Annotated in this window: 21 protein-coding genes; 2 read left to right on the top strand and 19 right to left on the bottom strand. The window is 40.1% G+C overall.

Going from position 1 to position 18,768, the window contains the following annotated elements; genetic code table 11:
- Window positions 1-8: 8 nt before the first annotated feature.
- Genes AC5KOD_RS14690 through AC5KOD_RS14680 form a run of 3 tightly spaced genes read right to left on the bottom strand, consistent with a single transcriptional unit; the run spans window position 9 to window position 1,772 of the window.
- Window positions 9-650: a DNA alkylation repair protein gene (locus AC5KOD_RS14690; RefSeq protein ID WP_496915319.1), complete on the bottom strand. Its 642-nt coding sequence runs from the start codon at window positions 648-650 to the stop codon at window positions 9-11.
- A gap of 32 nt (window positions 651-682) precedes the next feature.
- Window positions 683-1,387, bottom strand: coding sequence for an LrgB family protein (locus AC5KOD_RS14685; RefSeq protein ID WP_496915318.1), 705 nt, complete (start codon window positions 1,385-1,387; stop codon window positions 683-685).
- A complete protein-coding gene (locus AC5KOD_RS14680; protein ID WP_496915317.1) occupies window positions 1,365-1,772 on the bottom strand; it encodes a CidA/LrgA family protein in 408 nt (135 codons plus the stop codon). Before AC5KOD_RS14680 ends, AC5KOD_RS14685 begins: the two co-directional genes overlap by 23 nt.
- A 386-nt stretch (window positions 1,773-2,158) precedes the next feature.
- Here AC5KOD_RS14680 and rpsD point away from each other — a divergent pair, with 386 nt between their 5' ends.
- Complete coding sequence (gene rpsD / locus AC5KOD_RS14675; protein ID WP_496915316.1) at window positions 2,159-2,770, top strand: 30S ribosomal protein S4; 612 nt, start codon at window positions 2,159-2,161, stop codon at window positions 2,768-2,770.
- Between the two features lie 94 nt (window positions 2,771-2,864).
- On the opposite strand, the gene comGG is transcribed toward rpsD, so the two are convergent.
- The 10 genes from comGG to AC5KOD_RS14625 all read right to left on the bottom strand — a co-directional run bounded on the left by comGG (window position 2,865) and on the right by AC5KOD_RS14625 (window position 8,480).
- Window positions 2,865-3,242 carry a competence type IV pilus minor pilin ComGG gene (gene comGG, locus AC5KOD_RS14670; RefSeq protein WP_496915315.1) on the bottom strand — a complete coding sequence of 126 codons (378 nt, stop codon included), beginning with the start codon at window positions 3,240-3,242 and terminating at the stop codon, window positions 2,865-2,867.
- Entirely contained in the window at window positions 3,181-3,639 is a 459-nt protein-coding gene (comGF, locus tag AC5KOD_RS14665) for a competence type IV pilus minor pilin ComGF (protein ID WP_496915314.1), read from the bottom strand. The genes comGG and comGF overlap by 62 nt, the downstream gene beginning before the upstream one ends.
- On the bottom strand, window positions 3,611-3,877 hold the full coding sequence (locus AC5KOD_RS14660) for a hypothetical protein (RefSeq protein WP_496915313.1): 267 nt from the start codon (window positions 3,875-3,877) through the stop codon (window positions 3,611-3,613). The genes comGF and AC5KOD_RS14660 overlap by 29 nt, the downstream gene beginning before the upstream one ends.
- A 46-nt stretch (window positions 3,878-3,923) precedes the next feature.
- Complete coding sequence (comGD, locus tag AC5KOD_RS14655) at window positions 3,924-4,397, bottom strand: competence type IV pilus minor pilin ComGD (protein ID WP_496915312.1); 474 nt, start codon at window positions 4,395-4,397, stop codon at window positions 3,924-3,926.
- The gene (gene comGC, locus AC5KOD_RS14650; protein WP_496915311.1) at window positions 4,366-4,686 is read right to left on the bottom strand and encodes a competence type IV pilus major pilin ComGC; all 321 of its coding nucleotides are present in this window, start codon (window positions 4,684-4,686) and stop codon (window positions 4,366-4,368) included. Before comGC ends, comGD begins: the two co-directional genes overlap by 32 nt.
- Window positions 4,683-5,783 (bottom strand): competence type IV pilus assembly protein ComGB, encoded by a 1,101-nt coding sequence (comGB, locus tag AC5KOD_RS14645; RefSeq protein WP_496915310.1) that lies wholly within the window; start codon window positions 5,781-5,783, stop codon window positions 4,683-4,685. The genes comGC and comGB overlap by 4 nt, the downstream gene beginning before the upstream one ends.
- Window positions 5,698-6,705 carry a competence type IV pilus ATPase ComGA gene (gene comGA / locus AC5KOD_RS14640; protein WP_496915309.1) on the bottom strand — a complete coding sequence of 336 codons (1,008 nt, stop codon included), beginning with the start codon at window positions 6,703-6,705 and terminating at the stop codon, window positions 5,698-5,700. Before comGA ends, comGB begins: the two co-directional genes overlap by 86 nt.
- A 102-nt stretch (window positions 6,706-6,807) precedes the next feature.
- Window positions 6,808-7,158, bottom strand: coding sequence for a DUF6176 family protein (locus tag AC5KOD_RS14635; protein ID WP_496915308.1), 351 nt, complete (start codon window positions 7,156-7,158; stop codon window positions 6,808-6,810).
- A gap of 9 nt (window positions 7,159-7,167) precedes the next feature.
- Window positions 7,168-7,893 (bottom strand): YebC/PmpR family DNA-binding transcriptional regulator, encoded by a 726-nt coding sequence (locus tag AC5KOD_RS14630; RefSeq protein ID WP_496915307.1) that lies wholly within the window; start codon window positions 7,891-7,893, stop codon window positions 7,168-7,170.
- Between the two features lie 122 nt (window positions 7,894-8,015).
- Window positions 8,016-8,480 carry a VanZ family protein gene (locus AC5KOD_RS14625; protein ID WP_496915351.1) on the bottom strand — a complete coding sequence of 155 codons (465 nt, stop codon included), beginning with the start codon at window positions 8,478-8,480 and terminating at the stop codon, window positions 8,016-8,018.
- A gap of 187 nt (window positions 8,481-8,667) precedes the next feature.
- Here AC5KOD_RS14625 and AC5KOD_RS14620 point away from each other — a divergent pair, with 187 nt between their 5' ends.
- On the top strand, window positions 8,668-10,470 hold the full coding sequence (locus AC5KOD_RS14620; protein WP_496915306.1) for a M3 family oligoendopeptidase: 1,803 nt from the start codon (window positions 8,668-8,670) through the stop codon (window positions 10,468-10,470).
- Window positions 10,471-10,560: 90 nt separating this feature from the next.
- On the opposite strand, the gene purD is transcribed toward AC5KOD_RS14620, so the two are convergent.
- The 6 genes from purD to purL form a co-directional block, all read right to left on the bottom strand.
- Entirely contained in the window at window positions 10,561-11,817 is a 1,257-nt protein-coding gene (purD, locus tag AC5KOD_RS14615; protein ID WP_496915305.1) for a phosphoribosylamine--glycine ligase, read from the bottom strand.
- A gap of 61 nt (window positions 11,818-11,878) precedes the next feature.
- The gene (gene purH / locus AC5KOD_RS14610) at window positions 11,879-13,429 is read right to left on the bottom strand and encodes a bifunctional phosphoribosylaminoimidazolecarboxamide formyltransferase/IMP cyclohydrolase (protein ID WP_496915304.1); all 1,551 of its coding nucleotides are present in this window, start codon (window positions 13,427-13,429) and stop codon (window positions 11,879-11,881) included.
- A 50-nt stretch (window positions 13,430-13,479) separates the two neighbouring features.
- Window positions 13,480-14,040: a phosphoribosylglycinamide formyltransferase gene (gene purN / locus AC5KOD_RS14605; protein WP_496915303.1), complete on the bottom strand. Its 561-nt coding sequence runs from the start codon at window positions 14,038-14,040 to the stop codon at window positions 13,480-13,482.
- A complete protein-coding gene (gene purM / locus AC5KOD_RS14600; protein WP_496915302.1) occupies window positions 14,037-15,083 on the bottom strand; it encodes a phosphoribosylformylglycinamidine cyclo-ligase in 1,047 nt (348 codons plus the stop codon). Before purM ends, purN begins: the two co-directional genes overlap by 4 nt.
- A complete protein-coding gene (gene purF, locus AC5KOD_RS14595) occupies window positions 15,080-16,570 on the bottom strand; it encodes an amidophosphoribosyltransferase (protein WP_496915301.1) in 1,491 nt (496 codons plus the stop codon). The genes purM and purF overlap by 4 nt, the downstream gene beginning before the upstream one ends.
- Window positions 16,546-18,768, bottom strand: coding sequence for a phosphoribosylformylglycinamidine synthase subunit PurL (purL, locus tag AC5KOD_RS14590; protein WP_496915300.1), 2,223 nt, complete (start codon window positions 18,766-18,768; stop codon window positions 16,546-16,548). Before purL ends, purF begins: the two co-directional genes overlap by 25 nt.

The raw sequence follows: 18,768 nt of genomic DNA, 5'->3' as shown, positions 1-18,768 counted from the left end.
CTTCCCCCTTAATTCAAATGCTTTGATGCCTCACGTACTGCTAAAGGGCTCAGTTGATGCTTAGCCAAAAACGCTTTAACCCAATTAGGGTCTGTTTTACTATACTGGCGCAGAGTCCAACCAATCGCTTTTTGAATAAAAAATTCATCCGTCTCCCGATCTTTTAAAATCGCCTTTTCTACCAACATTAAATCTGTGTTTTCCTTCTGCATCAATTGCAAATTGATTGCCACACGCCGCATCCAAAAATCCTCACTACTGTGGAAATGATGATAAATTTCTTGTAACTCCTCTGGAAATAATTTAATCCGTAAACCAAATACTTTACGCCATGCATCCACACTGTCCCACCACGCTTTTTGCGAGACGTATTCTGCCAGTTCACTCATCTCAGTCTTGCTAAAGCGGCTAACGTTAGTAACAGCTAAATCAATCGCTATGTATTGATACTCACGCTCAGGTAACCCATAATAATCACTGATTGCTGACATAACTTCCGAGGTAGGTACTTTTTTACTTTCTTTCATTACTTCTTTACAAGCAGCTTTCCTTTGTGGCGCTTGTAATCCTAAAAAAGGATAACGATTTTTCATATAAGCAGCCATCTGCTCTTGATTATCGAGATTAACTGGCAAAGTAATTAATTCCATCTAAAATCATCCTCTCTACCTATTATATATGCCTAAAGTAAGCCACTAAATACTTGCATCACTAAAGGAGCAACAAATACTGTCACTAATCCAGTCACACCAATCGCTAGACCAGACATTGCGCCCTCAACTTGGCCTAATTCCATCGCTTTTGATGTACCAATCGCATGAGCAGAGGTCCCTAAAGCAATACCTTTAGCCACAGGTTCTTCTATTTTGCTCCATTTTAGCACAGTTGGCCCAAACATTGCGCCAATAATCCCCGTGATAATTACCACAATAATCGTCACTGTTGTAATCCCACCCATTTTGGCTGAAATCTCAATGGCAATTGCCGTTGTCACTGATTTAGGTAATATAGATGCCATCAACTCTTGATTGTAATGAAAAAGAACAGATAAACAAGCAGTCGTCAATGTGCTAACCACTGTTCCTGCAATAATCCCCACTAAAATAGACCGAGCATGATGTTTTAGTAAATGAAACGATTGATATAATGGAATCGCCAGTGCTACCGTCGCTGGTGCGATTAACATATTAAGCATTCCGCCCCCAACGTAATAGTCCTCATAAGTAATCCCTGTCATTTTCAAAAAGAAAATAACTACAATAATCGAAATAATTAAGGGATTTAAGATTGGTAGCTTGAATCTAACTGCCAAACGGCGGGCAGCGAGAAAAACAGTAATAGATAGAATCAGCCCAAATAAAGGATTACTCGTCAATTCTTGTAACATGTCCAGCTTCCTCCTCTTCATCTAATTCAACCAAATCACCTTCAAATTTTCGCTTAACCGCTTGAACGATACGTCCTACTACTACCATCGTTAAAAGTGTCACAATAAATGTTGCTAATAGAAGCGTCCACCACGTATCACGTATCACTGGGAAAAAGACCATAATCCCCACACCTGCTGGCAAAAATAGAATACTTAAATTATCTAATAAAAAAACACCTACAGTCTCGACATCATCCACTTTAACTACCTTAAAATACAAAGCAGCGAATAATAGTAACATCCCAATCACGCTACCTGGCACAGGCAAATGAAACATTTTTGATACAATCTCACCTGCATAGGTAAAACTTATTATTAATAGAAACTGTTTAAATAACTTCATTTGACGATTCCTCCAAACTCTTCCCATCCATTATATAGCAGAACCCTCATAATAAAAATGAAAATATCATTATTTTTCACTTTTATTTCATTATTTTAATTAAGGCATTTTTTATAAAAAATACGGCTAACTCATTCTAAAAATCATCAGCTTAGTAATTCAAGCTACTGATAATCCCTTGACCTAACCTATCATTATGAGGTATACTAGACTTTGTGTAAAATAAGCAGCTAGAAGATAAGTAACTCGTCAACAGTTTAACGCCCTATTGGGTTCAATTGCGTAACCACGGCTGCAAGGGGTGAAGATTGAAGGTTGAACTGAACGAATACTAAATTTTCAGAAATTATTTTACTCCAAAAAAACCATTATTGGAGGAATTTTAAATGTCACGTTATACTGGACCAAGTTGGAAAGTTTCACGTCGCCTAGGTATTTCATTATCAGGTACTGGTAAAGAATTAGCTCGTCGTCCTTATGCACCAGGTCAACACGGACCTAACAGCCGCGGAAAGAAATCTGAATACGGCTTACAAATGGCTGAGAAACAAAAATTACGTAACATGTACGGCATGAACGAACGTCAATTCGTTAATACATTTATTAAAGCTGGTAAAATCAAAGAAGGTAAACACGGTGTTAACTTCATGATCTTACTAGAGCAACGCTTAGATAACGTTGTTTACCAATTAGGGTTAGCGACTACTCGTCGTCAATCTCGCCAATTAGTAAACCATGGCCATATCTTAGTTGATGGCAAACGTGTAGATATCCCTTCATACCATGTTGAAGTTGGTCAAGTGATTTCTGTTCGTGAAAAATCTAAAAACTTAGTCATCGTTAAAGGAGCAGTTGAATCTGCTTTGGGCCGTCCTGGCTACATCACTTTCGATGAAGAAAAATTAGAAGGTGGCTTAAGCCGCTTACCTGAACGTGAAGAGCTAACTCAAGAAGTTGATGAAGCTTACATCGTTGAATTCTACAACAAAAAACTATAAGATCTGTTCTTACGAATCTATCAAACATCTTTTCTCATTTTTGGGAAAAGATGTTTTTTTGTAAAAAAATAAGCAGTCTGACGACTGCTCATCTTCATTTCCCCAATTTAACTGTTTCTTTATAGGTCATCCCCGAATCCAAGGTTACCTGTAGTACAATTATTTGATTTTTAACAGTGTAAGAAACATTTCCAATATTATAATAGTACTCACCTGTTAAGAGGTTTCCCTCTTCATAACGTTTCTTCACCCTTGCCAATGTCATCGCTTCTAACGTTTTCCCCTGATAAAAATGTTTCGTTTGCTGATATAAACGCATCTCATTGCGATAGCTCTTTAACTTCTGACTAAACACCAAAGTAAAAATTAATAGCAACACCAAAACAGAAGGGAGTATCCCCCCTGCCCACTTATTTTGCCTGCCACTGAGGGAAAATCGCTTGATATTCTTTTTTATCACTAAAAACCACATTCATACTAACCCCCATATCCCCATCAGTATAAATAACACTCTCAACATTTTCTAAAAGTAACTCTGTTCCGCCCGCTTTTCGCTTACGAATTTTCTTCTGTTTATGGTCAATCATAATAACCTGATTACTAGCCAGCTCTGTAAATAAAAGAGTGCCATTCTCACTCCTGATAAATTCCCATTCTCGAGAAACATTCTCCATATTCATAACAAATAAATGCCACCCAAGAGACGAATCTAATCCCTTACGTTGATTAGCAGTTAATGCCCCTTCTATTTGTATCAACCAACTAAATGACAGTAAAATCAATGCCATAATCAGTAGAGAAACTAGACACTCAATTAGAGTAAAGCCACCATGCCAACTACTACTTATCCGTCTGCGAAAGTAGTTCAATCTCAACTACCTCCCCCTCCAACTCTAAGATGATTTTAGTCAATTCCCCTTTAATAAACTGTCCTTTCGCCGAAATTATTTGGCCGTAGCTCCGCTTATCAATAAAGTCCACTCGCCCGTTAAGGTAATAACTCATAGCCAGTTCATTGGCGTAGCGATAAACTTCCATCTTTTTTCGATTCTCTTGCTTTTTCATTTCAACAAAAATCATCAAAGGGATCAATTGTAACAGAATCATTGATACCACCGCTAATGCTAAAATGCTTTCAAATAAGACATATCCCCTATATTTTCCCCGTTTTAATCGTATATCGACCACTTCCTATCTGATAAACATACTCAACAAATCGCGTATTATTCAGTTCAAAACGAAATGTATGGGCTTGCTTGACATTACCTGTTCGGCCTGAAAAACTTAAGCTTGTTTGTCTCTGCACACTAATCCCTTTTGGTACTATAACCGTTTCATTTAACCTCATACCATTTTCTTGAAAAAACTCAAACTCAATCAACCGAGTTTTTTCTTTACTCAATACTCGCGTTTCTTTTTGATAGACAATGGCTGATTGTTGGGTTTGGATTAAGCGCTGCTCAAATTCTTCAAAAAAGGCTTGATAACTCACTCGCTCTTGCCATTTCATCACTTGAAGCATAGGCAAACTAACCACAATTGTCACAATCAACAACACCAAAAGCGACTCAATTAAAGTAAACCCCTGATAACGCTCACTTCGATCTAAGATTTTGTTCTTCCTCATAACCTAACTTCGCTTTGGCTTCCGTTACTTGTTTCCCAGTTAAATATTTCTTTTCTTTCAATAAATTAAGTGTAATTTTTCCTCCTACCGCTACTTCTTCATTCAATTCATACATTTCAACTTGAGTCTCAACCACTTTTGCAAATGCCACATTCCCATCTTTTTTAATTTGGGTACTCTTTCCTGCTAAACTTGGGACAAACAACAACACCAAAACAGCAATAACAAGCAACACAACTAACATTTCTACTAAAGTAAAGCCTGCATATTTCTTTTTCTTCTTTATCATAAACTATCTCCCATCTCCTCATAAATTGGTAATAATAAGGCGCCATAGACCGCCACAATTAATAACGCTACAAAAATGAAAATCAACGGCTGTAACCATGCCATTAATCGTTCAATTTTTCGCGATAATTGCTCCCAAAGACGATTACTATAAATAATTAATTCATCTCCCAGCTTTCCTTTGGCCTCCCCTTGTTGGATAATTCCTGACAATTCTTGCAGAAAAAAAGGCCAACGACCAACCTGTATATGAATCGCATTTCCTCCCTTCAATTCTCGACTCAATTGATTAGCCACTTCTCCCATTAATCTAGTGCTATCCTCTCCTCTCATGATAGTCAAAATTTGCTTCATCTCTAAGCCTAAATTCAATAATTTACCTAACTCCCCAGCAAAAAATGACGTATAGTAATAGCGAAAAAGTCGACCAAAAATCGGTAGTCTCATTAAAAAAGTACTTCGACTAATAGCCGATCTACGCTTAAAATAGAACCTAATTCCAGTAAACATCGCCCCTCCTAACACAAGTAGCCCCAATACAATCGTTGGACCATACTCAATAACAAGAAAGCCAACATTAGTCGATGAATCTTTGTCGCTATAAGTCCCCAGTTGTGGTAATAATAACCACTTCATCATTAAAATAACACCTAGTAAAAATATCACTAACATCAAAGGATAAGCTAGCACCTTAACACCTTGTTGTCGTTGTTTCTCACGATCACTTAGTTGCCTCCCAATCTGAATTAGCGTCCCACTTAAATCACCGTGAACCTCTGCTAGACGTAATTGTGTGACATAAGCATTTGGAAAATGTAATTCTTTAAAGCTTTGATATAACAAATTTCCTTTAGCTAATCGATGTTCAATTAGCTGAACTGACGGTCGCTCTTTTGGCACTATCTGCCCCATAAAACGCAAGCTTTCTTGCAATGTAAAGCCATTAACTAATAAATCGCCTAACAATAACACAAATTCGCGTTTACGTTGATTTGATAATTTGATAGCCCTTTCAGCTTTCTTTTTCATAGGTTTCTTGCGAAATATAGCCCAAAACCCACGCTTTTTGAAGGCTTTTTTGCCACGTTTTTGAGACATTGCGTGGCCATCTTCCCTTTTCCGCGAAAATGACATCAAACATCACCCCACTTCCACCACTTTGACAATAGGGTGAACAACCGCCCACACAATACGGGCAAACCATCGGCAATAATCGCTGATAAACAATCCCTTTTAAGCACTGTCTCATCTCCTCCTTAGCCACTCCCAACTCTAGTAAACGTGGTACAATACTTTCTTTATTTAATCCATGAATAGTAGAAAAAATAGTATGACCAGTCAGGGCTCCACGTATTACTGCCTGAGCAGTTTCATGGTCACGAATCTCACCGACAATCAAAATATCTGGGCGATGACGCAAACACACCTTAACTAACTTCTCATAGCTGAGCTTTATTTTTTTATTCACCTGCAGTTGCAAAAAGTCTGAATCCTTAATTTCAACTGGATCCTCAATTGTAATAATCTGTTTATTCTGTGTCCCCAATTGCTTTGCCAACCGATACATCGAGGTTGTCTTACCTGAACCTGTCGAGCCTGAAAATAAAAATAAACCAGTTTTTTTGACAGCTTCTTCAATCACCGGTAAGTCTCTTGGAAAAAAGACAACATACTCTTTTTCACTTGTAAAATCATGCAAGAGGCGGATGACAAGACTTTCTCTATTTTGAAAATCCCCAACAGTTGAAAAACGTAGTCGTCTTACTTTCGACAAAACAACCTTACTCCCCGCCCCAACCTGACTGCGCCGTTTTTCAGCCACATCCATATCTGCCATATACTTAAAATACAGAATTAGTTTTTCACCATTTTCCTGAGATAATTTTCCATAATTGACTTTGCCATGATGATGCCGAAATGCAACATCATATCCTACCTCAATTGGAAATATATAAATATCACTGGCCTTATGACTAAATCCAACACCCAATAAGCGCTTGCCATACCTACTAATATTCATGCCTCTCACCTCTCTTTAATCTATTTCGATAAAAAAACACTTTTTTGTTAAATTTTAAAAAAAAAGAACCGATTCTCCCGTATGGACAATCGGTTACTCTTATTAATCTGTCATTAAATCAGCAATTTTATCTGGAATCATCACCACATTTGTTTGTAACAAGGCCTCACCGTACTCGGGATCGATACACGCATCCCAGTATTTTAGATGCTGCTTATCCACATCAAATTCTGACTCAGTAACGCTTATCTCATCTTCACCTTGAACTGAAAACCAGTAAAGATAGGTAACGCCTGCAATCGTTTCTTGAAAAATAGCTTCCACGTACATCTTCTCTTGTTCTAAAGTAAGCAAAACCTCTGATAGATGTTGCTCCAAAAAAGCCATCCATTCATCGACTAATGCTTCTTTATCAGGTAACACACGATAACGACTCAATTCTGTTGTTGCCATCCTTTATTCCTACATTTCTGCCGAAGTAAATACATTTGAAACATCGTCGTCATCTTCCAATGCGTCAATCAATCTTTGTATTTTTTCAGCCGTCTCTTCGTCCACCTCAATCAATGTTTGCGGCACCATTGTTAACTCAGCCTGAGCTAACTGATATCCTTCCGCAGTCAAAGCATCCCGAACACTTGGAAATTCACTTGGCTCAGTGTAAATCTCAAAAACCTCAGCTGAAGTTTCTAACTCTTCTCCGCCGGCCTCCAAAACACTCATCATCATAGTGTCTTCATCGACATCTAAGCCCTCACGGTCAATGGCAATGTACCCTTTACGGTCAAACATATAATTAACAGAGCCCGTTTCACCCAGTGAACCACCATTTTTATTAAACGCTACTCGTACATTTGTCGCAGTTCGATTACGGTTATCTGTTAATGTGTAAACTAAGATAGCGACCCCTTCTGGCCCATACCCTTCATAAATAACCTCATCATAATTTTCACCTTCACCAGCAGCGCTCGCTTTCTTTATAGCCCGCTGAATATTATCATTTGGCATATTTGCCGCTTTAGCCTTATCAAGAACCATCCTTAAAGACGGGTTTGAGTCTGGATCAGGCCCACCACTTTTTGCTGCCATATACAATTCTCGAGACAACTTTTGAAAAATCTTGCCACGCTTTGCATCCTGAGCATTTTTTCTACCTTGAATATTCTTCCACTTAGAATGTCCTGCCATTCCTTACACCCTCTTTCACTTAATGTAGGCTACGCCTATTAGTACCTCTTCTATTTTAACAAAGATGCAGACTTACGGCAAAGGCTTTCAGTCTGTCATAAAAAAAGAACGCTAGGCATCGCCTACCGCTTCTTTTTTCTTTTTTTGAACTGACTGATCGCTATCACGATCAAACAACAAACAATTGCCGTTAAAGCTCCCATGCTATCTAACATCACATCTTGAAACAATGGTGTCCGACCACCTGTCAACATTTGATGAAATTCATCCAAACCAGCATACCCTGTTGCCGCTAACCAGCTCACTAAAGCCGTAATACCACTATTTTTTATCCGTGGCTGTAAGCCCAAAAACCATGAACCACCAAGAATAAAATAGGTCCCAAAATGAGCGCCCTTACGAATAAAAAACTCAACAAAGCCAAAATAACCGCTCTCCTTAATGCTTACCGGGCTATCTGCATAACTAAAGCTAATCTTACTTAAGCTTTCTTTAAAGGGCTGATTCTTTAATAATTTTTCCAATAAGGACAATTGAGACTGCTGCTCATAGGTTTGAGATGAGCTAATAAAAAGGACAATCATCATCACAATTGCCACCCCTATATAGATATTACCATTTTTAAACTGTTTACTTTTTGCCACATCCATCATCTCCTTGCCCTCTTTAATCCTACAAAAAATTCGAATAATTAGCAATTGATTTCTGCTTATTCTTTTCCCATTATGACTTTTTTAGCTTATAATAGGAAGTAATTTGAAAGGAGCGACATTTATGACGAACTATTCACTTACTTGGGATTTAGACTCAATTTTTCCTGGCGGCAGCAGTTCACCTGAACTACAAGCCCGTTTAGATTTATTAAAAGACCAAATCACTGCTTATGGCACTAATGTAACGGATTGGGAGCCCGAAAAAGATTCCCCTGCCTTTAATTTATTTACAAAATTAATTGCTGAATCAGATACCATTCAAAAAGGATTCTCCGAAACAAGCAGCTTTATTAATGCTATCCAATCGGCTGATGTCCACGATAAAAAAACCAATACATTATTTGGTATCCTACACACATTAGGTACAAATTTTAGCAATGCCGAATTAATTTTTGTAAAAAAACTTACTGCTATTTCAGATGACCAATGGGCACTACTGCTTCAAACTGACCTAGCTCAAAAACAAGGCGTCACTTTTAATTTGGAGGAAACGCGCCGTGAAGGTAAAAAACTTCTGAGTGAAGCCGAAGAAAATATCATTAACCACCTATCCGTTGATGGTTTCAATGCTTGGAGTTCTCATTATGACACTATTGTCGGATCAATTGAGATTACTTATAATGGGGAGAAGCTCTCAGCTGGCCAAGCTTTTAATAAAATGATGGGCGATCCTGATGCAGCAGTTCGCAAGGAGTTATTCGACCTTTGGGAAGCTACTTGGGCTGAGAAAGCGCCTATCTTTGCTGACACTCTTAATCATTTAGATGGATTCCGAATCACTAATAATCAGCTGCATGGCATTGAAGATCACTTAGAAAAACCGCTTCAGTACAACCGAATGAAAAAGGAAACATTAGATGCTATGTGGGGTGCGATCGGTGATAATAAGTCATTCTTTACTGAATTCTTAACGCGAAAAGCACAGCTATTCGGCAAAGAAAAAATGGAATGGCAAGATCAAGATGCGCCTATTATTTTAGGCAATCTAAAAGAGAAACGCTACTCATTTGACGAAGCTGCCGCCTTTATTATCCAAAATTTTGAAAAATTCAGTCCAAAAATGGCAACGTTCGCTAAAAAAGCTTTTGAAAATAGTTGGATCGAAGCTGAAGACCGTCCAGGAAAACGACCAGGTGGCTATTGTACAGGTCTAGGTGAAAGCCAAGAATCACGTATTTTCATGACTTATGGTGAGTCAATTAATGAGGTTGCTACATTAGCTCATGAATTAGGTCATGCCTTCCATTCAGAAGTGATGTGGGACATGCCATTGATGAGCCAAGATTACGCTATGAACGTCGCTGAAACAGCCAGTACCTTTGCTGAATTGATTGTTGCAGATGCTACTCTAAAGGAAGCTGAAACTAAAGAAGAAAAAATTAATTTATTAGATACTAAGCTGCAAAATGCTACTGCTATGTTTATGAATATCCACGCGCGTTTTATTTTTGAAAATAATTTCTATCGTGCGCGTAAAGACAATGTGTTAACTGATGAAGACATTACTAACTTGATGCTTGATGCTCAAAAGGAATCATATCAAGATTCTCTAGCGTCTTACCATCCCCATTTTTGGGCAAGTAAACTACATTTCTTTATTGATGATGTGCCATTTTATAACTTCCCATATACATTCGGCTACTTATTTAGTAACGGAATTTATGCCTTTGCCCAAAAATCAGAGGGGAATTTCGAAGATAAGTACATCGCCTTATTACGAGACACAGCGTCAATGACAACTGAAGAATTAGCCATGAAACACTTAAATGTTGACCTAACAAAACCTGATTTTTGGCAAGCGGGTATCGACATTGTCAAACAAGATATTGCTGAATTTATGGCATTAACAGACGACTATATTTAAAAAGAGGCTGAAGCAAAAAGTGGTATGCACTTTTGCTTCAGCCTCTCATTTTTTCGACTATCCTGTAATCAAGCCAGCTCTCTCTCTTAGTTAATTAATTCCTTTAAATCCAATGTCCTTTCGATAATGATACTCAGCTAAATCAAGTTTAGCAAGTTCATCATAAATAGACTTCTGAGCTTCGGCAATCGTTTGGCCTTTACCGACCATAATAAAAACTCGACCACCTGCCGAAACTAGCTTACCCTCTACTTCAGCAACGCCAGAATAATAACAATCATTTTGACACTGAGCTAAGTCTGGCAAAGAAAGTCCTTTCGGATAAGCTTCTGGATACCCTTTTGCTGTCACCATTACCCCTAGATGAATGGCTGTTTCATCCCAAGTAATTGCAGGCTCATCATCAGCTAAGATAGCTGTAATCACCTCCGCCAAGTCACTTGTCATGTGTGCCAACAACACTTGTGTTTCAGGATCACCCATCCGCGCGTTAAATTCTATCACCTTTGGACCAGTAGCTGTCGCAATTAGCCCCGCATATAAAACGCCTGTATAGTCATAACCATCCTGTTTTAAGCCAGCAATAGTTGGCTTTACAATCGTCTCTATCGCTATGTCAATGCAAGCCTGACTAATTTGCGGAACAGGGCAATAAGCCCCCATCCCACCTGTATTTAACCCTTTATCACCATCGAAAACCCGTTTGTGATCCTGCGCAATCTCAAGAGGATAAACACGACCATGGTGCACAAAAGCTAGCAATGAAAATTCTTCTCCCACCAAGAACTCTTCAATCACAACACGTTGTGAGCTTGCTCCAAAACGGCTCTCTACCAAGAGCTCCTGTAGCGCCTGACAGGCTTCTTCAACTGTCTCAGGAATGATAACACCTTTTCCCTCTGCTAGCCCATCAGCTTTTAATACCAAAGGCATTCCCTTCATCTCCACATAAGCAACTGCTGCTTCAACCTCATCAAAAACTTGATAATCTGCTGTCGGAATATCATAGCGTGACATCAACTTTTTAGCAAACTCTTTTGATCCTTCAATTTGTGCACAAGCTTTATTCGGACCAAGGATACTTAACCCCGCCGCCTGAAACTCGTCAACAATTCCTGCAACTAAGGGCTGTTCTGGTCCTACAAACGTCCACTCAACTTGTTGTTCCTTAGCAAAGTCAATCAAGCCTTGATGATCACCCTGTTCAATTGCCACAAGTTGAATCCCATCTCGAGACATTCCTGGATTTCCTGGCGCACAAAATACGTGGCTTACTAAAGGGCTTGCTGCTAATTTTTTACTGATGGCATGTTCGCGACCACCACTGCCAATTACTAACAGTTTCATGACATTATCCTTTCTTACTACTGTTTAATCGTCTCTCAGCTATCACACATTTACTCACTGGCTAATGCTTAAAGTGGCGTACACCTGTAAATACCATAGCAATTCCCAACTCGTTAGCTTTATCAATTGATTGCTGATCTTTGATACTCCCACCTGGTTGAATAATTGCACGAATGCCATGCTCGGCCGCATAAGTCACACAATCATCCATTGGGAAAAACGCATCACTTGCTATGACAGCTTCACTAAGGAGCTCCCCACTAGCTTCAGCCTGCTCTATCGCAATTTTTACTGAACCAATTCGATTCATCTGCCCTGCACCAACTCCCAAGGTTTGATCCTTCTTTGCAATCACAATGGCATTACTCTTGACGTGCTTCACAACATGCCAAGCAAACTCTAAAGCCTTTATCTCATCTGATGTTGGCGGCGTATCCGTCACAACCTGCCAGCCTTCAATTTCCTCCTTCAGAGTATCTCCTTCTTGAATAAGTAAGCCCCCCATAACTGAAGTCAACTCTAGCTTAGCTGTTTCCTTCGCGGTATTGGCTGTAAATCCAACTGTCATTAAACGGATATTCTTCTTTTTACTCAAAATTGCTAACGCCTCTTCAGTAAAGCTCGGAGCAATAATTATTTCTAAAAATAACTCACTCATCTTTTCAGCAGTCGCAACGTCAACTTCACGATTTAAAGCAATAATCCCTCCAAAAATTGATGTAGAATCGGCCTCATAGGCATGCATATACGCCTCTAAAATGGTTTTCCCTAACCCCACACCACACGGATTCATGTGCTTAACTGCAACAACAGCAGGCTCGCTAAACTCACTGACAATTCTCAAAGCTGCATCTGCATCATGAATATTATTATAAGATAATTCCTTACCATGGAGTTGCTTAGCTTCTGCAATAGAATAGGCAGTCGGCAACACCTCTGCATAAAAACTAGCTTGTTGATGACCATTCTCACCATAACGCAACCCTTGTTTTTTCTCATAAGTCATCGTTAGTTTTTCTGGATAAATGTCCCCAACCTCAGCGGTTAGATAAGCTGCAATAAGACTATCGTAAGCTGCCGTGTGACGGAAAACTTTAGCAGCTAATCGTTTACGTGTCTCTGCTGTCGTTGTTCCATTCGCTCGAATTTCCTCTAATACACTCGGATAATCAGTCGGATCAACTATAACTGCCACTGAAGCAAAGTTTTTTGCCCCACTTCGTAGCATGCTTGGTCCGCCGATATCAATTTGTTCCACGGCTTCCGCCAGAGTGGTTTCTGGCTTAACAATTGTTTCTTTAAAAGGGTAAAGATTGACCACAACGAAATCAATCCACTGAATATCATGTTCCTTCACTGCTTCAATATGGCTCGTTAAATCTCGTCTACCAAGTAAGCCACCATGAATCTTTGGATGTAGAGTTTTGACACGTCCATCCAGCATTTCCGGAAAACCTGTCACCTCTTCAATTCCAATAGTAGGAATGCCACAATCCGTTAAAAAACTTTTCGTCCCACCAGTTGAAATAATCTCCACACCTGCCTCAACTAATCCTTTAGCTAAGCTTTCAACACCTGTTTTATCAGAAACACTAATCAATGCTCTTTTCATTGTAACGTCCTTTCTTTTTCCCTTTATTAACCTTAATTATTACTATTTTTTCATTGGGATAATGCAGATAATACCTCAATATAGAGACGATGCTCAACTTGATGAATACGCGACTCTAAACTTGCAAGGTCATCCTCAGCTAAGACTGGCACCTTTTCCTGAGCAATAATCGGACCTGTATCGACTCCTTCATCGATGTAATGAATCGTCACACCTGTCTCTTTAACACCTGCTTCAAAGGCATCCCGAATCCCGTGAAGCCCAGGGAAATCTGGTAGTAATGACGGGTGAATATTGATGATTTGATTAGGAAATGCGGCTAAAAGCCCTTGACCAATCAACCGCATATAGCCAGCCAATACCACAAACTCGATGTCATGCGCTCTCAATTCTTCCAACAAGGCCACTTCATACTGCTCACGATTAGCAAATGCTTTTGGTGAAAAGCTAACGACTGGAATCTGATACTTTTTAGCGCGTTCAATCACATAAGCCTGAGGTTGATCGCAAAATAATAAGCCAACTTCAAGTTCTAATTGACCTGTCGCCACTGCCCCAACAATTGCTTCAAAATTACTTCCATTTCCTGAAGCAAAAATCGCTATTTTCATACAGATTCTCCACTTACAAATCTAACTGCCTGTTTATCATCTGATACAACCTGCCCCATAATATAACTGGTTTCACCTTTTTCAGACAATTCTTTTTGAACCTCTGACACCTTCGCTGGATTAACGGCTAAAACCATGCCAATTCCCATATTAAAAATCTCATACATCTCTCGATATGTCAGTGCGCCAACACTACCAAGTACGTCAAAAATAGGTAAGACAGGCCAGGTGCCTTCACTAATTTCTACTCCTAAGCCAGTCGGCAACATCCGTGGTACATTTTCCACAAAGCCACCACCAGTAATATGAGCGATCCCATTAACAAGCTGTTTTTGAATCAGCGGCTTCAGGCTCTCAACATAAATTTTAGTTGGTTTCAATAATTCTTCTCCAAGAGTTATTTCTCCTAAGGCATCAAATTGACTATCATAGCAATAATCATGGTCTTTAAAAAAGAGCTTCCGAACCAATGAATAGCCATTAGAATGAATACCACTTGAGGCAAGGCCTATCAAAATATCGCCGGCTTTGACATTATTTGCTTGAATTAGTTGAGCTTTTTCAGCCATGCCAACAGTAAAACCAGCTACATCATAATGAGCCGTGTGATACATATCAGGCATCTCAGCTGTTTCACCACCGATTAAAGCAGCTCCCGCTTGCACACACCCCTCAGCAATTCCTGCAACGATCTCTTCCACTATCGCTGGCTCTACTTTGCTTGTCGCAATATAATCTAAAAAAAATAACGGAAGAGCGCCTTGAGCAATAATATCATTGACACACATAGCCACACAGTCGATGCCAATCGTTTGATGCTTGCCTTGTTCAATCGCAATCAGTAACTTTGTTCCTACGCCATCTGTTCCTGATACTAAAACTGGCTCTTTCACACTCATTGCAGATAAATCAAAAGCACCACCAAACCCACCAACTTCCCCCAGTGTTTCTGGTCGTTGTGTTCGATCAATATGCTTTTTCATGCGCTTAACGCTCTCATATCCTGCTGTTACGTCAACTCCTGCTTTGCCATATGCATTCATTTGGTTTCTCCTCCGCTCGTATCATGATGAGCATCAATATACGCAGTTAACTCTGCGACATTTTCAGCTGATTGAATAGACGCTAGGTATTCCTCTTCATAATCGTAGAGAGGTGTCGGATAATCACCTGTAAAATAAGACAGGCATAACCCTCCATCTTCATAGTCTGGATAAGGTTTACCGATTCCTTCCACCAAACCATCCACACTCAAATACCCTAGTGAATCTGCGCCAATTAACTCACAAATCTGATCAATTGAATAATTAGCACCAATCAGCTCCTCTCGAGTTCTGATATCAATCCCGTAATAACAGGGATTGATTAATGGCGGCGAAGCAACTCGAACATGAACTTCCTTAGCATTAGCCTCTCGCAATAATTGCACAATCCGCTTAACCGTTGTTCCTCGTACAATAGAATCGTCAATAATCACCACTCGCTTGCCTTCTACCACACCTCGAACCGCGGATAATTTCATCCTAACACCTTGCTCACGCAGTTCTTGTGACGGCTGAATAAAAGTCCGCGCGACGTAACGATTTTTTATCAATCCTAATTCATATGGTAAGCCAGCTTCCTCAGCATAGCCAATTGCCGCTGAAATACTCGAATCTGGAACACCTGTTACTACATCCGCTTCAACAAACGCTTCTTGAGCTAATTTTTTACCGCATCGTTTCCGAGCCGAATGAACATTTATCCCCGCAATATCTGAATCAGGTCGTGCAAAATAAATGTATTCCATACTACAAATGGCTGGTCGAATCTCATTAGTAAAGCGACTAATATGTAGGCCATCATCATTAATTACCACTAATTCTCCCGGCTGAACATCTTGAATAAACTCCGCGCCAACCGTATCAAAGGCACAGGTCTCAGAGGCAACGACATAAGACTCGTTAATTTTACCAATGGATAAGGGTCGAAAGCCATTTGGGTCAAGCGCGGCATAAAGAGCATCCTCGGTTAAAAGTAAATAGGCAAACCCACCCTTGACCTGCTGTAAAGCTGCTCTTAGATTCTCTACAAAACTTCCTTTCCCCGCTCGTTTTAGTAAATGAGCAAGCGCTTCTGTATCAGAGGAAGTTTGAAAAATAGCGCCTCCCTCCTCTAATTCTTTTCGTAGACTCCGCGCATTCGTTAAATTGCCATTGTGTGCCAAACCAAAGGAATCTTCTTGAAAATGAAATAAAAAGGGCTGGACATTGGCTAAATCCTTGTTACCAGACGTTGCATAGCGAACATGCCCAACGGCTGCTTTACCTGTTAACTCCTGTAGCTCATTAGCAGAAAAAACTTCTGCTAATAACCCTAAACCACGGTGCCCTTTTAAAGACTTGCCATCTGTCGCGACAATCCCCGCACCTTCTTGCCCACGATGCTGCAAACTATGTAAACCATAGTAGGTAATATCGGCCGCTAAAGGATTATTCCAGATACCAAATAATCCACACTCTTCATTTAAGCTTTTGATTTCATTAAACACGGAATAGCTCCTTCCCATAAGCCCTTCAACTCAGTGACATCCGCCACGATATGTCCGTCCTTAGTCGTAATTTCTAAAGTAGGCTCTGCTTGAACCTTACCAATTAACTGACCTGATTCGCCAACTAAACTTTCAAACTCCTCCTGATCGGCAGGTCTAACCGTCACTAAGAAACGTGACTGACTTTCAGCAAATAATTCTGCATTAGTTAACGCAACTGTTGTCGCTCCTAACTCACACTCAAAAGTAGCTTCGGCCAACGCAACCGCTAAACCTCCCTCAGCTAGATCATGAGCACTCGCAATCAGCGCTTTTTGGATGCCCTCTAAAACAAGGTCTTGATGTTTTTTCTCTTGCACCAAATCTAGGGGCTCTAACGAACCAAAAATCTTTCCTGTTAGCATTTTTTGCAATTCACTGCCATGATACTCTGGACGAGTTTCGCCAATCACATAAATCAAATCTTCAGCGTCTTTAAATCCTTGTGTGGTTACATGGTTAAGATCACTAATCAAGCCCACCATGCCGATCACTGGTGTTGGGTAAACTGCCTGCCCGTTTGTTTCATTATATAATGAAACATTTCCAGAAATAACGGGTGTCTCAAGCGCCAGACAAGCCGCTGAAATTCCATCAGCTGAGGTCCATAATTCCCAGAAGCCCTCTTCTTTATCAGGACTACCGTAATTTAAACAATCTGTAATCGCCAAAGGTTGCCCACCGCTACACACAATATTGCGAGCGGCTTCTGCTACCGCAATCTGACCGCCAACTTCTGGATTCAAATATAGATAACGTCCATTACAGTCCATCGTTAAGGCTAACCCTTTATTTGTTCCTTTAATCCGCACAACCGCCGCATCACTGCCGGGCTTAACAACTGTATTCGTTTTAACTTGCGAATCATAAGTCTCGTAAAAAGCTTTCTTCGATGCGATTGTCGGCTGTTGCAACAACTGCTTTAAGGTAGCCGTTGGATTCGTTACATCTGGTAAATAAGTCGACATTTCAGCAAATGCTTGAATCCTAGCTGGTTCTCTGTATGCTTTATGATACGTTGGCGCCTCTTCTGCCAAAGCATCCACCGGCAAATCTGCCACTAATTGTCCTTGATGAAACAATTTGTACTGCCCGTCAGATGTCACATGACCAATGACAACAGCATCTAATCCATACCCTTCAAATAACTCTTTGACTTGTGCTTCCGCACCTTTAGTCACACATAATAGCATCCGTTCTTGCGATTCAGATAGCATCATTTCATAAGGCGTCATTTCTGTTTCACGTTGCGGAACATCATCAAGATTAAGATGTAACCCACTTCCCGCTTTTGAAGCCATCTCTGAGCTAGAAGAAACTAACCCTGCTGCTCCCATATCTTGAATCCCAACCAAAATATCAGCATGATTGCGGATCAGCTCTAAACACGCATCCATCAACAATTTTTCCATAAACGGATCGCCAACCTGAACGGCAGAACGCTGGCTTTCCTCTTCATCGCTAAACTCCTCTGAAGCAAAAGTTGCACCATGAATTCCATCACGTCCCGTTTTTGCTCCTACATACATAATTGGATTGCCTTCACCTTTGGCCTGTCCTTTTTGAATATCTGCGTGATCAATCAATCCCACGCACATCGCATTTACCAAAGGATTCCCCTCATAACACGGATCAAATGCAACCTCACCGCCCACAGTTGGAATACCGATGCAATTACCATAAAAAGAAATTCCTGCTACGACTTCTTCAGCAATGTAACGTGTGCGAGAATTGGTTAATTCGCCAAAACGCAGAGAATCTAAGATAGCGATTGGCTCGGCTCCCATACTAAAAATATCCCGAATAATCCCACCTACACCCGTTGCTGCCCCTTGAAACGGCTCAATCGCCGATGGATGATTATGACTCTCTGCCTTAAAAACAACCGCCTGATTATCACCAATGTCAACAATCCCAGCGCCCTCACCAGGCCCTTGCAACACCTGTGAACCAGATGTTGGAAATTTCTTTAGCACCACTTTTGAATTTTTATACGAACAATGCTCGCTCCACATGACAGAGAAAAGCCCTGTTTCTGTGTAATTAGGCATGCGCCCTAAAATGTCCTCTTCAATTAAACGATACTCGTCATCTGTTAAGCCCCACTCGGCATAAATTTTCTGATCCTTAACATCTTGGGGAGTTGGTTCTAGCTTCAT

The organism is Vagococcus sp. WN80Y (assembly GCF_059621045.1).
This window is presented reverse-complemented; position numbering and strand designations above follow the sequence as displayed.